Origin of the sequence: Burkholderia sp. WAC0059 (assembly GCF_002870125.1) — a bacterium.
Lineage (GTDB): Bacteria > Pseudomonadota > Gammaproteobacteria > Burkholderiales > Burkholderiaceae > Paraburkholderia.
In genome coordinates, this window is record NZ_PNEO01000009.1 from 160,019 (window position 1) to 177,643 (window position 17,625).

At 69.7% G+C, this 17,625-nt stretch carries 15 protein-coding genes and 1 pseudogene; 15 read left to right on the forward strand and 1 reads right to left on the reverse strand.

What is annotated here, in order from left to right; translation table 11 throughout:
* Positions 1-13: 13 nt before the first annotated feature.
* On the forward strand, positions 14-523 hold the full coding sequence (locus CY652_RS11555) for a DUF3304 domain-containing protein (RefSeq protein WP_102130847.1): 510 nt from the start codon (positions 14-16) through the stop codon (positions 521-523).
* A 2-nt stretch (positions 524-525) separates the two neighbouring features.
* Complete coding sequence (locus tag CY652_RS11560) at positions 526-2,049, forward strand: T6SS phospholipase effector Tle1-like catalytic domain-containing protein (protein ID WP_102130848.1); 1,524 nt, start codon at positions 526-528, stop codon at positions 2,047-2,049.
* 103 nt (positions 2,050-2,152) lie between these two features.
* Here the strand turns inward: CY652_RS11560 and CY652_RS11565 are convergent, their stop codons facing one another.
* Positions 2,153-3,115 (reverse strand): LysR family transcriptional regulator, encoded by a 963-nt coding sequence (locus CY652_RS11565; RefSeq protein ID WP_180970540.1) that lies wholly within the window; start codon positions 3,113-3,115, stop codon positions 2,153-2,155.
* A gap of 282 nt (positions 3,116-3,397) precedes the next feature.
* Between CY652_RS11565 and CY652_RS11570 the strand changes: the two genes are divergently transcribed.
* The 13 genes and pseudogenes from CY652_RS11570 (at position 3,398) to CY652_RS11630 (ending at position 17,438) form a co-directional block, all read left to right on the forward strand.
* Positions 3,398-5,443 carry a hydantoinase/oxoprolinase family protein gene (locus tag CY652_RS11570; protein WP_102130849.1) on the forward strand — a complete coding sequence of 682 codons (2,046 nt, stop codon included), beginning with the start codon at positions 3,398-3,400 and terminating at the stop codon, positions 5,441-5,443.
* 74 nt (positions 5,444-5,517) lie between these two features.
* Positions 5,518-7,230 carry a hydantoinase B/oxoprolinase family protein gene (locus CY652_RS11575; protein ID WP_258002281.1) on the forward strand — a complete coding sequence of 571 codons (1,713 nt, stop codon included), beginning with the start codon at positions 5,518-5,520 and terminating at the stop codon, positions 7,228-7,230.
* A gap of 53 nt (positions 7,231-7,283) precedes the next feature.
* Positions 7,284-8,030: pseudogene (locus tag CY652_RS11580) on the forward strand (DUF969 domain-containing protein); the annotation flags it as partial.
* A gap of 168 nt (positions 8,031-8,198) precedes the next feature.
* Positions 8,199-9,149: a DUF979 domain-containing protein gene (locus CY652_RS11585; protein ID WP_102130852.1), complete on the forward strand. Its 951-nt coding sequence runs from the start codon at positions 8,199-8,201 to the stop codon at positions 9,147-9,149.
* 423 nt (positions 9,150-9,572) lie between these two features.
* Entirely contained in the window at positions 9,573-10,487 is a 915-nt protein-coding gene (locus CY652_RS11590) for a LysR substrate-binding domain-containing protein (protein WP_102130853.1), read from the forward strand.
* A gap of 165 nt (positions 10,488-10,652) precedes the next feature.
* On the forward strand, positions 10,653-11,480 hold the full coding sequence (locus tag CY652_RS11595; RefSeq protein ID WP_180970541.1) for a substrate-binding periplasmic protein: 828 nt from the start codon (positions 10,653-10,655) through the stop codon (positions 11,478-11,480).
* Positions 11,477-12,280, forward strand: a complete 804-nt coding sequence (locus CY652_RS11600; RefSeq protein ID WP_308410381.1) for an amino acid ABC transporter ATP-binding protein — start codon at positions 11,477-11,479, stop codon at positions 12,278-12,280. The genes CY652_RS11595 and CY652_RS11600 overlap by 4 nt, the downstream gene beginning before the upstream one ends.
* 68 nt (positions 12,281-12,348) lie before the next feature.
* Positions 12,349-13,029: an amino acid ABC transporter permease gene (locus CY652_RS11605; RefSeq protein ID WP_219723727.1), complete on the forward strand. Its 681-nt coding sequence runs from the start codon at positions 12,349-12,351 to the stop codon at positions 13,027-13,029.
* A gap of 48 nt (positions 13,030-13,077) precedes the next feature.
* Positions 13,078-13,290 carry a 2-hydroxymuconate tautomerase gene (locus tag CY652_RS11610; RefSeq protein ID WP_102130855.1) on the forward strand — a complete coding sequence of 71 codons (213 nt, stop codon included), beginning with the start codon at positions 13,078-13,080 and terminating at the stop codon, positions 13,288-13,290.
* 31 nt (positions 13,291-13,321) lie between these two features.
* Entirely contained in the window at positions 13,322-14,581 is a 1,260-nt protein-coding gene (locus CY652_RS11615; protein WP_102130856.1) for an NAD(P)/FAD-dependent oxidoreductase, read from the forward strand.
* Positions 14,578-15,711: an NAD(P)/FAD-dependent oxidoreductase gene (locus CY652_RS11620; RefSeq protein ID WP_102130857.1), complete on the forward strand. Its 1,134-nt coding sequence runs from the start codon at positions 14,578-14,580 to the stop codon at positions 15,709-15,711. The genes CY652_RS11615 and CY652_RS11620 overlap by 4 nt, the downstream gene beginning before the upstream one ends.
* Positions 15,701-16,018: a (2Fe-2S)-binding protein gene (locus CY652_RS11625; protein WP_102130858.1), complete on the forward strand. Its 318-nt coding sequence runs from the start codon at positions 15,701-15,703 to the stop codon at positions 16,016-16,018. Before CY652_RS11620 ends, CY652_RS11625 begins: the two co-directional genes overlap by 11 nt.
* Complete coding sequence (locus CY652_RS11630) at positions 16,011-17,438, forward strand: FAD/NAD(P)-dependent oxidoreductase (protein ID WP_258002282.1); 1,428 nt, start codon at positions 16,011-16,013, stop codon at positions 17,436-17,438. Before CY652_RS11625 ends, CY652_RS11630 begins: the two co-directional genes overlap by 8 nt.
* The last annotated feature ends 187 nt before the right edge of the window (positions 17,439-17,625 follow it).

A 17,625-nucleotide genomic window follows, 5' to 3' on the forward strand; every position in this document is an offset into this window, starting at 1 on the left:
TAGAGTAATCCGAATGAAAAAAATAACGATATTAATTGTGTCGATCGTGTTGATGGTGGTTAGCGCGTGTGCGACAGAACAGCCTCGTGGTTATGTGGACGCGACGGCCTGGAGTGCGAATTACACCGAAGACTATATCCACGAATTCCACATTGAAACGGCATCTGGCCGTGACACGGGACTGGAAGGTATTCAGGTTGGAGAGTTTTCGAAAGGCGGAATGGGAAAGCATGAGTGCTGCTCGCTGATTCCTGGTGTAGGCCAGACGATCCGGATTGTCTGGACTGTCGCCAACACCGACGACAAAGCGCAATGGAAAACCTACGGCCGCGATGTAGTGGTGACGGGGACGATGCCGAAGCCGGGATACAGACTTCAGAGTTATCTCATTGTCAGATTCTTCCCCAATCATGAAGTTGAGGCGGAATTGCTGCCCGGCGACGGCGATTTGGGCCCCGGGAATCCACGGATGGACCGACTGTTTTTTGTTGGGCCGCGAGTCATGCGCCACAAAGGAGAATAACGGTGCAGGACTGGATTACCGACAGCCATGTTACGTTCCACCAGGCTCTCAAGACTGCCACGGAGCTTCACGCCGAGGAATTCATAACCTGCACGACCTGCGAGCAGCAGCCGTGGTTCAGCTTCTTTTTCGACGGAACGGGCAATAGCCGTAGGCTGGACAAGTCGAAGCAGAAGATGTCCACCATTGCCCGACTGTTCGAAGGGCATGCCGGCGGAGAATCAGTATTGGTTGTGCCGTTTTACTACGCAGGCGTTGGTACGCCACTTGACGCGAGTGATCCGGGCTGGTGGGAGAAGATCCGCGATAGCGAGGCGCTGGGTGGCGGAGTCGCACTCGGTTCCGATGTGCGCCTGGTTAAAGCGGAAAGCGATTTTCGTCAAGCCTTACGAGCCAATCACAAAGTCACCCGTATCGACGTCGCCGTATTCGGTTTCTCACGCGGCGCGGCACTCGCGCGCGCGTTCGTGAATCGGCTGCTGAAGAAGTGCGAGATGAAGAACGGCGTGCCCTGCTGGCCGTGCCAGACCGCACTCGATGGCGAATCGGCCCCGCTGCATTTCCGCTTCCTTGGCCTGTTCGACACGGTGGAGTCGGTCGGCCTGCCCGCCCATGACCTCGACAGCGGCATGCTGATGCATGTGCCCGATCAGGTCGAACGGTGCCTCCATATCGCGGCCGGCCACGAACTGCGCGCCTGCTTTCCGCTGACGCCGGTGCGCGATCGCGGTGCCTCCCGCGAACAGCTCGTGTGGCCGGGCGTGCATTCCGATATCGGCGGCGGTTATCGTCCCGGCGAACAGGCCCGCTCAGACCTGCTCGCGCGTATCGCGCTGAACCGCATGCGCCTGGAGGGTGCGATGAGCGGTGTGCCATTCACTGCACCGTCGCTCGCCAAAAAGGACGTGCATGACCTGTTCGAGTACGACGAGGATGTGAAATGCCTGTTCGACGAGTATATGGACCAGGTCGACACCGATGACACGCTGGAGGCGCAGATTTTCGCGCACATGCGCCTCTATTATGGATGGCTGAAGGCACGCTTCCAGCAGAATCCATGCGACATCTACAAGGGTGTGTACTCGACCGACCCGGAAGTGAATGCGCAACTGCAACGCATCCAGCAGTTCCATGAACGCCTGAAGATCGACGCGGACACGATGAACTGGCGCAGCTACCTGACGGACCTGTGGAAGACCGACCGCAGCGAATACGAGCGCACGATTGCAACCGCCGGTGGCCAGCGTGAGACGAACAAACCGCTATCGGACGAGGAAGCCGCCTACTGGGAAGCATGGCTGAATCCACCGACGCTGTCGCCGGATCTGATGCGCTTCTTCGATCTGTACGTGCACGACTCGCGCGCCGGGTTTCTGCGCATCGACAGCAGCGGCTATTTCAGGCCGCGCAAGCTCATTGAGCCGTCCGGCATCCCGAAGACCGTCGCGCAGCTCCCCGAGACGCCACCCGCAGTACCTGTTGCCGGTACGCGGCCGGCGAGCTCACCGCAATGGGCGCTTTCCTGATCATGCAGCCGTCCGACACGTACCCGGACCTGAATACGCTCGACAACCCACCGGGTATTGCCAAGGCCGCCGCCGCCCGTCGCCGCGCCCGCTGGACGACCTCTCAATCGCCAGCCGTCTCACCCTCGCGACCAGCCGGCATCGTCGCCTCCGTCGGCACGCCGAAGCGCTGCTGCCCGATGTAATGCCGGAACCAGGCGTGTGCGACGTCGGACTGATAGCGCTCGTGCCAGTAGAGCGAAATGCGCATCTGCGGCAGCGGAATCGGCGGCGCGAGCACGGTGAGGCCCGCGCTCTGCGCAAACGCGGATGCGATGCTGACGGGGAAATTGCCGATCATGTCCGAGCGCGCGAGAACGAACGGCGCCGCCAGATAGCTCGACACGGTCACGCCGATCTTGCGGCGCAGGCCGATCTCGTCGAGCGTGTCGTCGAGCCGCTGGCCGAAGTGACGCGTATGCGCGACGAGGTCGAGGTGCGCGTAGCTCAGCCACGCCTCGACGTTCCATGCCTCGTCAAGACACGGGTGCCCGTTGCGCACCACGCAGGTCATCTGCTCGTCGAACAGGAAGCGCGAGCGCAGCTCGGCGGCCGGGTCCGGGTAATAGCCGATCACGAACTCGACGTAGTTCGAGTCGAGCATCGCGAGCCCCTGATGCAGCCGCGCGGGCCGCATCTCGATGCCGATGCCCGGCGCGAGCGCGGCCATGCCCCCGACGAGCTGCGGCAGCATCACGTACTGCAGATAATCCGTCGCGTAGACCGTGAACACGCGCGTCGACGTGCTCGCGACGAAGCCCGTGCGCGCCGTCGTCAGGTCGTGCCACTGTTCGAGCATCGGCGCGAAGAGGCGATGCAGCTCGAGCGCGCGCGGCGTGACGCTCGTCTCGCCGTGCTCGCGCACGAGCAGCGGGTCGTTGAAGAGCCGGCGCAGGCGGCCGAGCGCGGCGCTCACGGCCGGCTGCGTCACGCCGAGCGCCTCGGCCGCGCGCGACGCGCTCTGCCACGTGACGAGCGCATCGAGGTGGACGAGCAGATTCAGGTCGGCGGATTTGCTTCGGGCCATAAATGCCGTTGATGGCGATATTAATGGTGCTATTAGGCCCGGCGCGCGGACGGCATTAGGATTTTTCCCATCGGCGCCGCGCCGGGGTTTCGCCAGGATCGCGCCGGGTTGCACCGGCTCGCCCGGGCGGGCGGCCTCGCGCGGGCCGTCGCGGCCGGCTTTCAAGGATAGCGCACCCGGCCGGACCCGCGCGCCGCGCGTCAAAAATCGGGGCGGCACCGCACGCCTGTTCTCATCGCCCTGCGCCGGCCGCTTGCGGTCGGCGCCCCTTCCCTTTCATTTATGTACAGAATCGGTATCGACGTCGGCGGCACCTTCACGGACTTCACCCTCATCGACGAGCAGAGCGGCGACGTGCGCTTTCACAAGGTGCCCTCGACGCCGCACGATCCGTCCGAGGCGATCGGGCTCGGCATCGCCGAGCTGCTCGAACGCAACGGCGTGGCCGCGCGCGAGGTCGCGCACGTCGGCCACGGCACCACGGTCGCGACGAACCTCATCATCGAGCGCAAGGGCGCGCGCGTCGGGCTCATCACGACGCGCGGCTTTCGCGACGTGCTGGAGATCGGCCGGCAAACGCGCCCGAACCTGTTCGACTACGGCGTCGGCAAGCCGCCGGTGCTCGTGCCGCGCGCGGAGCGCATCGAGGTGACCGGGCGGCTCGCCGCCGACGGCTCGGTGCTCGTGCCGCTCGACGAGGGCGAGGTGCGCGCGGCCGCGCTCGCGCTGCGCGACGCCGGCGTGCAGGCCGTCGCGATCTGCTTTCTGCATGCCTACCGCAACCCGGCGCACGAGCAGCGCGCGCGGGAGATCGTGCGCGAGGTGCTGCCCGACGTCTACCTGAGCCTCTCGAGCGACGTGCTGCCCGAGTTCCGCGAATACGAGCGGCTCTCGACCACCATCATCAACGCGGGCGTCGGGCCGAAGATGGCCGTCTACCTGCGCCGCTTCTCCGAGCGCGTCGCGGCGCTCGGCATCGCGCACGAGCCCTCGACGATCCACTCGAACGGCGGCCTGATGTCGATCGAGACCGTGCGCCGCTACCCGGTGCGCACCTGCCTGTCGGGCCCCGCGGCCGGCGTGGTCGGCGCGGCCGCGATCGGCGCGGCGATCGGCTTTCCCGACCTCGTCACGTTCGACGTCGGCGGCACGAGCACCGACGTCTCGCTGATCCACCAGGGCCGCGTGCTGTTCACCTCGAACCGCTCGGTTGCCGGCTACCCGGTGAGAACGCCGATGATCGACATCCACGTGATCGGCGCGGGCGGCGGCAGCATCGCCTGGCGCGACGACGCCGGCTCGCTGAAAGTCGGCCCGCACAGCGCGGGCGCCTCGCCGGGCCCGGTCGGCTATCTGCGCGGCGGCACGCAGCCGACCATCACCGACGCCGAACTCGCGCTGAACCGCCTGAACCCGGTCGCGCTGCTCAAGGGCCGCATGCCCGTGGACGCGGCCGGCGCGCGCGCCGTCATCGAGCGCGACATCGCGAAGCCGCTCGGCCTCTCGCCCGAGGACGCGGCCGAGGGCATCATCCGCATCGCGACCGCGAACATGGCGCGCGCGATCCGCTCGGTCTCGACGGAGCGCGGCTACGACCTCTCGAGCTTCGCGCTCTTCGCGTTCGGCGGCGCCGGGCCGATGCACGCGCTCGACGTCGCTGCCGAATGCCGGATCGGCACGGTAATCGTTCCGCAGGAGCCGGGCACGATGTGCGCGCGCGGCATGCTGCTCGCCGACATCGCGTTCGACTTCGTGCGCAGCGAGATCGCGCGCGTCGACGAATCGGGCTGGGCGCGCGTCGTCGGCCACTACGCGCAGTTGCGCGAGGACGCCGACGCCTGGCTCGAAGGCGAGCGCGTCGCCGCCGGCGCGCGCCGCTACGTCGCGACGATCGACGCGCGCTACGTTGGCCAGAACTACGAGGTGCAGGTGCCGATGGACGAGGTTGGCCCCGGCGACTACGCGAGCTTCGCCGCGGGCTTCGCGGCCGCGCACCGGCGCGAGTACGGCTACCACCTGCCCGAGCGCGCGATCGAGGTCATCAACTGCCGGCTGAAGGCGGTCGGCACCGTCATCAAGGCGCCGCTGCAGCGGCGCGCGGGCGGCACGACGCTCGCCGACGCGAAGCTCGGCGAGCGCGAGGTCTACCACGGCGGCGCGCACGGCTGGCGCGCGAGCCCCGTCTACGACCGCGACCGGCTCGCGTCCGGCACGACCCTCGACGGGCCGGCCGTCGTCGAGGAAATGAGCTCGACGACGGTGATCGGCCCCGGCCAGCACGCGCGCGTCGACGACTACGGCAACCTCGTCATCCACCTCGGCCATTGACGCATTGATGCACCGCCGCCGGATTCGTCCGGCCCACGTCGGGCCCACGTCCGGTCAACTCGCAGGAAACGCACATGAACGCTTCACCGATGCCCGCCGCCGCGCAACCCGCGCTGTACGATCCGGTCGGAATGGAGGTCTTCAGCAACCGGCTGCTGTCGATCACCGAGGACATGAACAACACGCTCGTGCGCTCGTCGTTCTCGACGAACATCAAGGAACGCCGCGACTGCTCGGTCGCGCTCTTCGACGCGCGCGGCCGCCTCGTCGTGCAGGGCACGCAGATCCCGATGCACCTGGGCTCGCTCGACGGCGCGGTCAAGGCCGTGCGCGAGCAGTATCCGGGCGACGCGATCCGGCCCGGCGACGTGTTCGTCTGCAACGATCCGTATCTCGCCGGCGGCAGCCACCTGCCCGACATCAACATCGTCACGCCGGTGTTCTCCGGAGGCGAGCTGCGCTTCTTCCTCGCGAACGTCGGCCACCACGCGGACGTCGGCGGCGCGGTGCCGGGTTCGATCGCGGGCGGGCTGCGCTCGATCTTCGAGGAGGGCGTGCGCATCCCGGCCGTGCGCATCGTGCGCGAAGGCGTGCTCGAGGCGGACCTGCTGCGCCTCGTCTGCAGCAACACGCGCGACCCCGAGGAACGCGCGCTCGACCTCAACGTGCAGATCGCGACCAACGCGCGCGGCGCCGACGCGCTCACTGCGCTGATCGCGCAGATGGGGCTCGCAACCGTGCTGCGCGCCGTCGACGACCTGCTCGCCTACACGCGCATCCGCCTCGCGAAGCGCATCGGCGAGCTGCGCCAGGGCAGCTACCGGTTCGTCAGCGAACTCGACGACGACGGCCTCGCCGGCGGCGAACCCGTCCCGATCTGCGTGGCCGTGACGATCGAGGGCGAGCGCATCCGCTTCGACTTCACGGGCTCGGCGCGCCAGGCGCGCGGCGCGCTGAACCTGCCCGACGTCGTGCTGCGCGCGTGCGTCTACTATGCGGTGAAGGCGCTGCTCGACCCGGGCCTGCCCGTCAACGCGGGGCTTTTCGAGCCGCTCGAAATCTACTCGCCGCCGGGCACGATCACGAACCCGGCCTATCCGGCCGCCGTCGGCGCGCGCTCGATCACGGGACAGAAAGTGGCCGGCGCGATCTTCGGCGCGTTCCGCGGCGTGCTGCCGCCGGAGAAGATCATGGCGTCGAGCAACGACTGCTGCCCCGCAATCGTGTTCTCGGGGCGCCTCGCGAGCCGCGCGGGCGAGTTCGTCTACATGGAAACGCTCGGCGGCGGCGGCGGCGCGCGCTACGACGAGGACGGCATGGACGCGATCCACGTGCACCTGACCAACACGTCGAACCTGCCCGTCGAGGCGCTCGAAAACGAGTACCCGCTGCTGATGGACGAATACGCGCTGATTCCCGACTCGGGCGGCGCCGGCCGCACGCGCGGCGGCCTCGGCCTCGCGCGGCAGATCTCGGCGCGCGCCGACGGCATCGTATTCTCGGCGCGCTCGGACAGCCACGTGACGGGCGTCGCCGCGGGCGTCGCGGGCGGCCTCGACGGCCGGCGCGCGCGGCTCGTGAAGTTCGCCGGCGGCGCGGCGACCGAGCTGCCGTCGAAGACCGCGAACCTGCTGCTCAAAGCCGGCGAGAGCGTGCGCATCGAGACCTCGGGCGCCGGCGGCTACGGACCGCCCGCCGAGCGCGCGCCGGCTGCGCTCGAACGCGACCTGCGCGACGGCAAGGTCTCGGGCGCGCAGGCCGATGCCGTCTACCGCGGCGCGCGCTGAACGTCCCCGAGCGCCCTTTCCCGCCCCTTCGTCCGATCAGGAGAAAAGAACCCATGCACGCGACCGTCAGCCTGTGGCCCCTGCTCGGCATTGCCGTCATCGCGGCCGGCTTCTTCCTGCGCTTCAATCCGATGCTCGTCATCGTCTCCTCCGCGATCGTCACGGCGCTGTGCGCGCACATGAGCGTCGATCGCATCCTCGCCGCGCTCGGCGACGGCTTCATGGAGACGCGCAACCTGCCGCTCATCATCCTGATGCCGCTCGCGGTGATCGGGCTGCTGGAGCGCCACGGCCTGCGCGAGCACGCGCAGGAATGGATCGCCCGCATCCGGCTCGCGACCACCGGCCGGCTGCTCGTCGCCTACCTCGTGGTGCGCCAGATCACCTCGGCGTTCGGGCTCTCGAGCCTCGGCGGCGTTCCGCAGATGGTCCGCCCGCTCGTCGCGCCGATGGCCGAGGGCGCGGCGCTCGCGCGCTACGGCCGGCTGCCCGAGGCGCTGCGCCTCCACATCCGCGCGCTGTGCGCGTCGGCCGACACGATCGGCCTGTTCTACGGCGAGGACCTGTTCGTCGCGTTCGGCGGCATCCTGCTGATGCAGACCTTCCTGCGCTCGGTCGGCATCGAGGAGACGCCGCTGCGCATCGCGCTGGCCGGGCTGCCGACGGCCGCGTGCGCGCTCGTCGTCCACGGCATCCGGCTGTACCGCGTCGACGCGACGCTGAGCCGGCAGCTCGGCGCAGCGACGGCGGGCGGGGACGGACGGGACGGCCGCGAGGAAACCGACGAGGGCGACAGAAGCGGTGCCGGCGGTGCGGGCAGCAAAAGCGGCACGAGCGGCAAAGGCAGCATAAGCGGCGAAAGGCGCCCCTACGAAGCGAACGGCGGCCTCGATCTCGACACGCCCGCGCGCGCGGGCGGCGCCGTTTCCGGCAAGGGCGACGACGCGCTCGCCGCGGGAGACTGAGCCATGATCGTCAAGGTCGACTACCTGTTCTGGCTCGCCGGCGCGCTCCTCGCGATCACGTCCGCGATGACGCTCGCCGACCGCGCGCATCCGAAGCGCTGGACGACGGGCGCGTTCTGGGGCGTGTTCGCGATCCTGTTCCTGTTCGGCGACTGGATGCCGCGCGACGCGGTCGGCGCGCTGATCGTCGCCGCGACGCTGATCGCCGGTTGCGGCGGCGTCGGCCACGGCGCCGCGCGCACGCTGCCCGACGTCATGCGTCGGCTGAGCGCCCGGCGCCTCGGCAACCGGCTCTTCGTCCCCGCGCTCGCAATCCCGCTCGGCACGCTGGCGGGCACGCTGCTGTTCGCGCATGCGCGCATCGGCGGGCACTACCTGTTCGATCCGAAGAACACGACGCTGATCTCGCTCGGCGCGAGCTGTATCGTCGCCGTCTGGCTCGCGTGCCGGCTCACGGGCGAGACGCTCGCCGAGTCGGTGCGCCAGGCGCGCGGCCTCACCGAGTCGCTCGGCTGGGCGCTCGTGCTGCCGCAGACGCTCGCAATGGTCGGCCTCGTGTTCGCCGACGCCGGCGTGGGCAAATCGGTCGCCTACCTGACCGACGCCTACGTGAACACCGACGTGCGCCTCGTCGCGATCGTCGTGTACGTGCTCGGCATGGCGCTCTTCACGATCGCCACGGGCGGCGCGTTCGCCGCGTTTCCGGTGATGATGGTCGGCGTCGGCGTGCCGATCCTGATCCACGCCTACCACGGCAATCCCGCCGTGATCGCGGCCGTCGGCATGTTCGCCGGCTACTCGGGCACGCTGCTCACGCCGATGGCCGCGAGCTTCAACGTGGTGCCCGTCGCGCTGCTGTCGCTGCCGGACAAGTACGCGGTGATCCGCGTACAGATTCCGACCGCGCTGATCCTGCTCGTCGCGAACGTGGCGCTGCTGGACTGGCTGATGTAGGCGCGGCGGCCGGGGCACGCGGCCGTCTCCGGTATGGGCGGTAGCCGACAGGCAGTCCGCCGCCCCTCGCCCGCGCGATCTACGCGGTCCGCGCCGCCGGTGCCCTTCGTACCCTTCGCGCCGTTCAGCCCCCTCTGCAACACCCTCGCCATCCGCCCCAACCCGCACCAGCGCATACCACAGCACGTGCCCGCCCGCGCCACCGGCCTCGCGCCGCTCCGGCCGGCCGCCGTCTCCTTGCCCGCGCCGCCCTCCCGATTCCCCCCAGGGCGACATTTCTATTTTGGATTGCCATGATACGGACCGCGCCCGCGCGCCTCGCGCCGGTGTCGCGCACCGGCGGGAAGCCCTCGCGGACGAGCTTTCCCGGCACCGAATCCTGGCCTCGCGGCCTGTACGGGCAGACTCGATGGGGAGCCGCAATTGGAAATCGCCTGGCTGGAAGACTTTCTGGCCCTGAGCCGGTCGCTGAATTTTTCGCGCACGGCCGAAATACGCAACCTGACGCAGCCCGCGCTGAGCCGGCGCATCAGGCAACTGGAGAGCTGGCTCGGCGTTACGCTGATCGACCGCAGCAGCCACCCGGCCTCGCTGACCGACGAGGGCCGCAGCTTCCGCCGCGTGGCCGAGGAGGTGCTGCGTAACCTGCACGAGGAGCGCGACTACTACCAGGGGCGCATCCTCACGCGGCGCAAGCCGTTCGTCTCGTTCGCGATGGTGCACACGCTGGCCTTCAGCTTCTATCCCGACTGGATCGGCGAGATGGAGCGGCACATCGGCGAGCTGCGCACCCAGGTCGTCTGCTCCAGCACGCACGGCTGCATGCAGGCGCTGACCTCGGGCACCATCGACTTCTTCCTCTCCTACCTGCATCCGGCGTGGCCGCTCGCGCTCGACGAGCAGCAGTACCCGTCGCTGCGCATCGACACCGAAAAACTCGTTCCGGTCTGCGCGCCCGACGAGCGCGGCCGTCCGCGGTACGACCTCGACGAAGCCGGCGACGAGGCCATTCCCTATCTGGAATGCGGCCCGAACACCATCACGGCGAAGATGGTCGAGGTGGTCCTGAAGTCCCGCGATCCGCGCCCCATCCTGGAGACGCGCTACCGCAACACGATCTCGGCCGCGCTCAAGGCCATGGCCGTCAAGGGCTACGGCGTGACCTGGCTGCCCGGCTGCGCGGTGGTCGACGAGCTTCGCGACGGCCGGCTCGTCAGCGCCGGATCGGAAGACTGGTCGCTGCCGATGGAGCTGCGCATCTATCGCAGCCGGCGCTACGTCGGCGGCAGCAGCGACAAGGAGCGGCTCTGGGAGCAGTGCCGCGCGCAATACGCGTAGCGCGCCGCGCCGTTCGCCTAACACCCCCCGCGCATTCGCGCTATGCCGTTCCGGTATGGACTATCTTTTGTTTCTATTTCCTATCCGCGGCGCTCCGTTCCTAGAATGGCCCGACATCCCGATAGCGGGTACGTGCACACCTCAACCCTCACGGAGCACCGCATCATGGCGAGAAGAAACAGGTTCAAGGGCTGGCTGGCCGCCGCCGCATCGCTCGTGCTGGCCACAGCGGCGTTGCTCGCGCCGGCCGGCGAGGCCGTCGCGCAGACGCCGGCCCAGGAGCAGGGCGACATGGCCCGCATCCTCCAGACCAAAGTCGTGCGCATCGGCGCGATCGAAGCCTTTCCGTACTACCGGCACGATCTGAAAACCGACAAGTGGATCGGCATCATGCCGGAGCTGTTCGAGCTCATGTTCGGCGCGATCGGCGTGAAGGTGGAATACGTCACGACCGACTGGGGCACCGCTGCGGCCGGCCTGCAGTCCGGGAAATTCGATCTCGTGGGCGGCTACAACGTCACGCCGCAGCGCGCGCTGGCCGTGGACTTCACCGACCCGCTCGCCGCCAGCCGGATCGGCCTGCTCACGCTCAAGACGCCGGGCCCCGAGTACGCGTCGTGGGCGACGCTCGACCGACCCGCGTTCCGGGTCGCCGCCGTCGACGGCGCGGCCACGACGCGCGCCGCGCAAAAGGTGCTGCCGCACGCGACCTGGACGCTCGTCCAGACCAACGACGCGATGCTGATGGAGCTCGAAAGCGGGCGCGTCGACGCGATTCTCTCGAACGAGCCGACGCTCTCGCTCTACATGCAGTCGCGCGGCCAGGGACACCTGGTCATCCCGAAGAACGCGATCGCCTCGCCCGTGAGCATCGCGCTGCGCCGCGGCAACCCCGACCTGCGCCAGTGGCTCGACTACGCGATCCAGTACTACCAGGCCGACGGCTCGCTCAAGGCCATCTGGAACAAGTACCTGCCGGGGAGCCAGCCGTGAGCGACGCCGACCGCGCGGACGACCCGCCGCTGCTGGCCATCCGCGAGCTGCGCAAGCAGTACGGCGGCGTGGAGGTGCTCAAGGGCGTCTCGCTCGACGTGCGGCGCCGGCAGATCGTCGGGTTCATCGGCGCGAGCGGCTCGGGCAAGTCGACGCTGCTGCGATGTATCAACATGCTGGAGACGCCCACCTCGGGCGAGATCGTGCTCGACGGCGAGCCCGTCGGGTTTCGCCCGACGCCCTCGGGCCGGCGCGCGCTGACGCACGGCGAGCTGAGCCGCCAGCGCCGGCAGATGGCGATGGTGTTCCAGCAGTTCAATCTCTGGCCGCACAAGACCGCGCTCGAAAACGTGATGGAAGGGCCGGTCGTGGTCAAGGGCGTGCCGAAGGAGGCCGCGCGCGAGCTCGGCATCCGCCTGCTGCAGAAGGTCGGGCTCGGCGAGCGGCTGCACGCCTATCCGAGCCGGCTCTCCGGCGGCCAGCAGCAGCGCGTCGGCATCGCGCGGGCGCTGGCGCTGGAGCCGAAGATCCTGCTGCTCGACGAGCCCACCTCGGCCCTCGACCCCGAACTCGTCGCCGACGTGCTCGAAGTGATCCGCAATCTCGCGAGCGAAGGCCAGACGATGATCGTCGTCACCCACGAGATGGGGTTCGCGCACGAGGTCTGCGACCACATCGTGTTCCTCGAGCACGGCGTGATCGCCGACAGCGGGCCCGCCTCGCACATCTTCGGCGCGACCGACAACCCGAGAACGCGCGCCTTCGTGAGCCGCTACCTCGGCCAGCGCGACGGCCGCTGAGCGCCATCCACCGCCACCGACGAAGCCCGGCGGCCCGAGCGGCCGCCCGCACAAGGAAGAGATACGCCGTGGGAACGATTGCCTATCACTGGGATTTCAGCGTCATCTGGGAATACCGCGACGTGCTGCTCAAAGGCCTGCGCATCACGCTGCTGATCGCGCTGCTCACGATCCTGCTCGGCGTGGCCGGCGGCATCGTGCTCGCGCTCCTGCGCGCCTCGCGCCTGCGCGGGCTCGCCCTCGCCGTCGGCGCGGTGATCGAGCTGGTGCGCGCCGTGCCGCCGCTCGTGCTGCTCGTGTGGATCTACTACTGCCTGCCGATCCTGACCGGCCTCTCGTTCAGCGCCTTCCACACGGCGGTGCTCGCGCTCGCCGTCTACAGCGCGGTGTTCTACGCCGAGATATTCCGCGCGGGCATCCAGTCGATCGAAAAGGGCTACCTCGAAGCGGCCCACTCGGTCGGCATGAGCCGCTGGCAGATCCTGCGTCGGATCGTCGGCCCGCTCGCGTTCCAGAAAATCTTCCCGCCGCTCGTGAGCCAGTGCGTGCTCGTGGTCAAGAACACCTCGCTCGTGGGCTACGTGGCCGTGGCCGACATCCTCTACCAGGGCCAGCAGATCAGCGTGCAGGCGTTCCGACCGATGGAGGTGCTCACCGCCGTGGCCGTGATGTTCCTCGTCATCATCGTGCCGCTGACCGTGGCCGCGAACCTGATGGAATCGCACTACCGCCGCAAGTATTACGGCTGACCACGACGCCTCATCCTCATTCAACGACATCCACGAAACGGAGTTGCCATGCCTTACGTCAAGATCGAAATGCTCAAGGGTCGCTCGCCGGAACAGAAGGCCAGCATCGCGAAGATCGTCACCGACGCGCTCGTCGAACACGGCGGCGCCAAGCCCGAGAGCGTGTTCGTCGTGTTCGACGACTACGAACCGAGCGACTGGGCCGTCGGCGGCACGCCGATCTCGCAGCGCAAGCCGACGCCGCCCGCGTCGAAGTCCTGAACGGCACGCATCGAACGATAAAAAGGCGGTCATGACACAACGCATCCTGGTGATCGGCGCGGGGATTATCGGCGCCTCCTGCGCGCTGGCGCTGCAGCGCAGGGGCTGCGACGTCACCGTCGTCGACGAGCGCGGGCCCGGCGAAGGCTGCTCGTTCGGCAACGCGGGCAACATCAGCCCGGGGTCGGTCGTGCCCTACTCGGTGCCGGGCTCGCTGCGCAAGGTGCCGCGCTGGCTGCTGGACCCGCAAAGCCCGCTGTCGATCCGCCCGGCCTACTTCGCGCGCTTTCTGCCCTGGGGCCTGCGCTGGCTGGCCGCGAGCCGCCGCGAGCACGCGATGGGCATTTCGGAAGCGATGCGCCAGTTGCACGCGGGCGCCCTCGACGCCTATGCCGACATGCTGCGCGAGAGCGGGCAGTCGTCGCTCGTGCGCATGTCGGGACAGTTGTACGTGTCGCGCGTGCCCGGCAAGGCGCGCGGCTCGGACGCCGAGCGCGCGATGCGCGAGGCGGCCGGCGTGCGCGTCGAGCCGGTGGACGGCGCCGCGATACGCGACATCGAGCCGACGCTGGCGCCGCATTTCCAGAGCGGCCTCTGGCTGCCCGACAACGGCAGTTGCGTCAACCCGCAGCGACTCGTGCAAGTGCTCGCGCAACTCGCCGTGCAGCACGGCGCCGTGCTGATGCGCGAGCAGGTGCGCGACTTCGCGGTGGACGGCCCGCGCGTGGTCGGCGCGATTCTGGCCGACGGCCGCGTGCTGCGCGCGGACGCCGTCGTGCTGGCCGCGGGCGCGTGGTCCGCGCGGCTGCTGCGGCGCCTCGGCATCCGCGTGCCGCTCGAAGCCGAGCGCGGCTATCACGTCACGCTGCAGGCGCCCGGCATCCTGCCGCGCATTCCGACCACCAACAAGGACGTCGGCTTCGCCGTGGCGCCGATGGAAATGGGCCTGCGCTTCGCCGGCACGGCCGAATACGCGGGGCTCGACGCGCCGCCCGACATGCGGCGCGCGCGACTGTTGCTGGCGCAGGGCCGCGACATGTTCCCCGGCCTGAGCGCGGACGCGCATACCGCGTGGATGGGCTGCCGGCCCTCGCTGCCCGACGGGCTGCCCGTGCTGGAGCGTATGGCCGGGCGCCCGGGCCTCATCGCCGCGTTCGGCAACTCGCATTTCGGCCTGACGGCGGCGCCGCGCATGGGTAGCGTGGTGGCGTCGCTCGCGCTGGGCGAAACGCCCGAGATCGACCTCGCGCCGTTCCGCTCGGACCGGTTCAGCGGAGACCGCGCACGATGAGCGATCGTTCCGACATCGCCGACTGCATGGTCGTGGGCGCCGGGCTCGTGGGCGCCTCGCTCGCCTACGGCATGGCGCGGCGCGGCAGCCGCGTGGTGGTGCTCGACGAGGGCGACGTCGCCCTGCGCGCCTCGCGCGGCAACTTCGGCCTGATCTGGGTGCAGGGCAAGGGCCACGGCATGCCGCAATACGCCGCCTGGACCCGGACCTCGGCCGCGCTGTGGCCGGCGTTCGCGGCCGAGCTCGTGCAGCGCACGGGCATCGACGTGCAGTTGAAGCAGAACGGCGGCTACTGGTTCGGGTTTTCCGACGCCGAGATGGAGGAGCGCGAACGCATGCTCGCGCCGCTTTACGAGCACGGCGGCGTGCCGTTCACGATGCTCTCGGGCGACGAGGCTCGCGCCCGCGTGCCGGCCCTCGGCCCGGCCGCGGTCGGCGGCAGCTACTGTCCGCTCGACGGACAGGTCAATCCGCTGCTGCTGCTGCGCGCGCTGCACCAGGGCATGACGGACGCCGGCGCCGAGCTGCTCAACGGCGCGCCGGTGCGCAGCCTCGCGTATCGCGACGGCCTCTTCACGGCCACGGCCGGCGCGCGCACGATCCGCGCGCGGCGCGTGGCGCTCGCGGCGGGGCTCGGCAACCGCGCGCTGGCGCCGTCGGTGGGCCTCGACGCCCCCGTCACGCCCAATCGCGGCCAGATTCTCGTCACCGAGCGCCTGCGGCCCTTTCTGCATCACCCGACCAACAAGGCGCGGCAGACCGGCGAAGGTACCGTGCAGCTCGGCTCGACCGAGGAGGACGTCGGCTACGACGACCGGACGACCGACGAAGCGATACGCCGGCTGGCGCAGCGCGGCGTGATGACGTTCCCGCGGCTCGCGCGCGCGCGGCTCGTGCGCGCCTGGGGCGCGCTGCGCGTCATGACGCCCGATGGCTTTCCCCTCTACCAGGAGTCGGCCGACTGCCCCGGCGCCTACGTCGTCACGTGCCACAGCGGCGTCACGCTGGCGGCGATGCATGCGACCGCCGTCGCCGACTGGATCGCGGGCCGCGCGCCCCGGCCCGCGGCCGTCGACGCCTTCTCGTCCGTGCGCTTTCGCGCCCTGCTGCCGGCCGACCATGTCCAATAGCCGCTTCTTCCAGTTGCTCCCGGCCGACCCCGCCGCCGCGCACGTCACCGTGCGCTACGAAGGCCGGCCGCTGCGCGTGCCGGCCGGCCTCACCGTGGCGGCGGCGCTGCTCGCCGGCGGCGTCACGACGTTCCGGACCACGCCGGTCGGCGAGGCCCCGCGCGCGCCCTGGTGCATGATGGGCGTCTGCTTCGACTGCCTGCTCGACATCGACGGCGAGCCGAATCAGCAAGGCTGCCAGCGGATCGTGCGCGACGGCATGGACATTCGTTCTCAACGGGGTTCTGCGGAACTGAACGATGAATAACGATCCAGGCATGCGAGCCGCGCAGCGAGACGGCCTCTACGACGTGGCCGTAATCGGCGCGGGTCCGGCCGGCATGGCGGCCGCCATCGGCTGCGCGCAGCACGGGCTTGCCGTGGCGGTCTTCGACGACCAGCCCGCGCCGGGCGGCCAGATCTATCGCGGCGCGGGCACGGCGGACACGACGCTTCGTCGCATCCTCGGCGACGACTACGCCGCCGGCATCCCGATGGTGCGCGACTTCGCGCGTTGCGGCGCGGACTATTTCCCCGGCACGGCGGTCTGGCACGTCACGCCCGAACGCCGCGTGCATTTCGTGCGCGACGGCGCGGCGGCCAGCCTCGAGGCCCGGCACGTGGTGCTGGCGACCGGCGCGATAGAGCGGCCGTTTCCTGTCGAAGGCTGGACCCTGCCGGGCGTCATGGGCGCCGGGGCCGCGCAGATCCTGCTCAAGAGCGCAGCCGCGATGCCCGTCGGGCCGGTCGTGCTGGCCGGAGGCGGCCCGCTGCTGTATCTGCTGGCGTGGCAATACCTGCGCGCCGGCATGCCGCCGTCGGCCATCGTGGACACCGCGTCGCCGCGCAGCCTGCTGGCGGCGCTGCCGCACCTCGGCGGCGCGCTGGCCAACTGGCCCATGCTGCGCAAGGGCCGGGACATGCTGCGCGCCATCGCCGGCGCGGGCGTGCCGTTCTATCGCGGTGCGCGCGGGCTGGCCGCCGAGGGCCGGGAACGCGTCGAGGCGCTGCGCTTCGACGTCGGCGGCACGACCGTGCGCCTGCCGGCCAACGTGCTGCTGCTGCACCAGGGCGTCGTGCCGAACACGCAATTCACCTGGGCGCTGCGGGCCGCGCACGACTGGTCGGACAGTCAGTTGTGCTGGACGCCGCGGCGCGACGCCGACGGCGAACTGGCCGGCCTGCCCGGCATCCATCTGGCCGGCGACGGCGCCGGCATCGCCGGCGCGGCGGCGGCGGCCCTGCAGGGCGAGCGCCTGGCGCTGACGCTGGCCGCCCGCGCGGGCCGGCTGTCCGCCGGCGAGCACGCGCAACGGGTGCGCCCGCTCGACCGCCGGTTGTCCCGGCTCCAGCGCATCCGCCCGTTCCTCGAAACGGCCTACCGGCCGCTCGACGAACATCGCATTCCGCGCGACGAAGTGATCGTCTGCCGCTGCGAGGAAATCCGCGCCGGCACGCTGCGCGAGCACGTCGCGCTCGGCTGCCTCGGCCCGAGCCAGCTCAAGAGCTTCGGGCGCTGCGGCATGGGCCCGTGCCAGGGCCGTCAATGCGGCCTCACGGTGACCGAACTGATGGCCCGCGAGCGCGGCGTGCCGCCTTCGGAGATCGGCTACTTTCGTGTGCGTGCGCCCGTCAGGCCCGTGACGCTCGGGGAGTTGGCGCGGGAGCCGGCGGATCAGGATATCTAACCGGGCCGCCCGCCCATGACTGAAAGACAGCGAACTGCATGGCTTCCCCGGCCGGGATAACAAATTAGCGAACGAATCCCCATCCAACCAACGGAATCTCGCTGGTCTTCTTCGAGCAGGGAACAGTCGAACTCCCGGCGCTCTCCCCGCTATACGGGGAAGCGTTGCACGACTGCATCGACCGGGC

Excerpts from the sequence above, each read along its gene's own strand:
- CY652_RS11610 (WP_102130855.1), top strand. The coding sequence starts at position 13,078 with ATGCCTTACGTCAAGATCGAAATGCTCAAGGGTCGCTCGCCGGAACAG.
- CY652_RS11630 (WP_258002282.1), top strand. The coding sequence starts at position 16,011 with ATGAATAACGATCCAGGCATGCGAGCCGCGCAGCGAGACGGCCTCTAC.
- CY652_RS11570 (WP_102130849.1), top strand. The coding sequence starts at position 3,398 with ATGTACAGAATCGGTATCGACGTCGGCGGCACCTTCACGGACTTCACC.
- CY652_RS11585 (WP_102130852.1), top strand. The coding sequence starts at position 8,199 with ATGATCGTCAAGGTCGACTACCTGTTCTGGCTCGCCGGCGCGCTCCTC.
- CY652_RS11625 (WP_102130858.1), top strand. The coding sequence starts at position 15,701 with ATGTCCAATAGCCGCTTCTTCCAGTTGCTCCCGGCCGACCCCGCCGCC.
- CY652_RS11565 (WP_180970540.1), bottom strand. The coding sequence starts at position 3,115 with ATGGCCCGAAGCAAATCCGCCGACCTGAATCTGCTCGTCCACCTCGAT.
- CY652_RS11575 (WP_258002281.1), top strand. The coding sequence starts at position 5,518 with ATGAACGCTTCACCGATGCCCGCCGCCGCGCAACCCGCGCTGTACGAT.
- CY652_RS11620 (WP_102130857.1), top strand. The coding sequence starts at position 14,578 with ATGAGCGATCGTTCCGACATCGCCGACTGCATGGTCGTGGGCGCCGGG.
- CY652_RS11615 (WP_102130856.1), top strand. The coding sequence starts at position 13,322 with ATGACACAACGCATCCTGGTGATCGGCGCGGGGATTATCGGCGCCTCC.
- CY652_RS11555 (WP_102130847.1), top strand. The coding sequence starts at position 14 with ATGAAAAAAATAACGATATTAATTGTGTCGATCGTGTTGATGGTGGTT.
- CY652_RS11595 (WP_180970541.1), top strand. The coding sequence starts at position 10,653 with ATGGCGAGAAGAAACAGGTTCAAGGGCTGGCTGGCCGCCGCCGCATCG.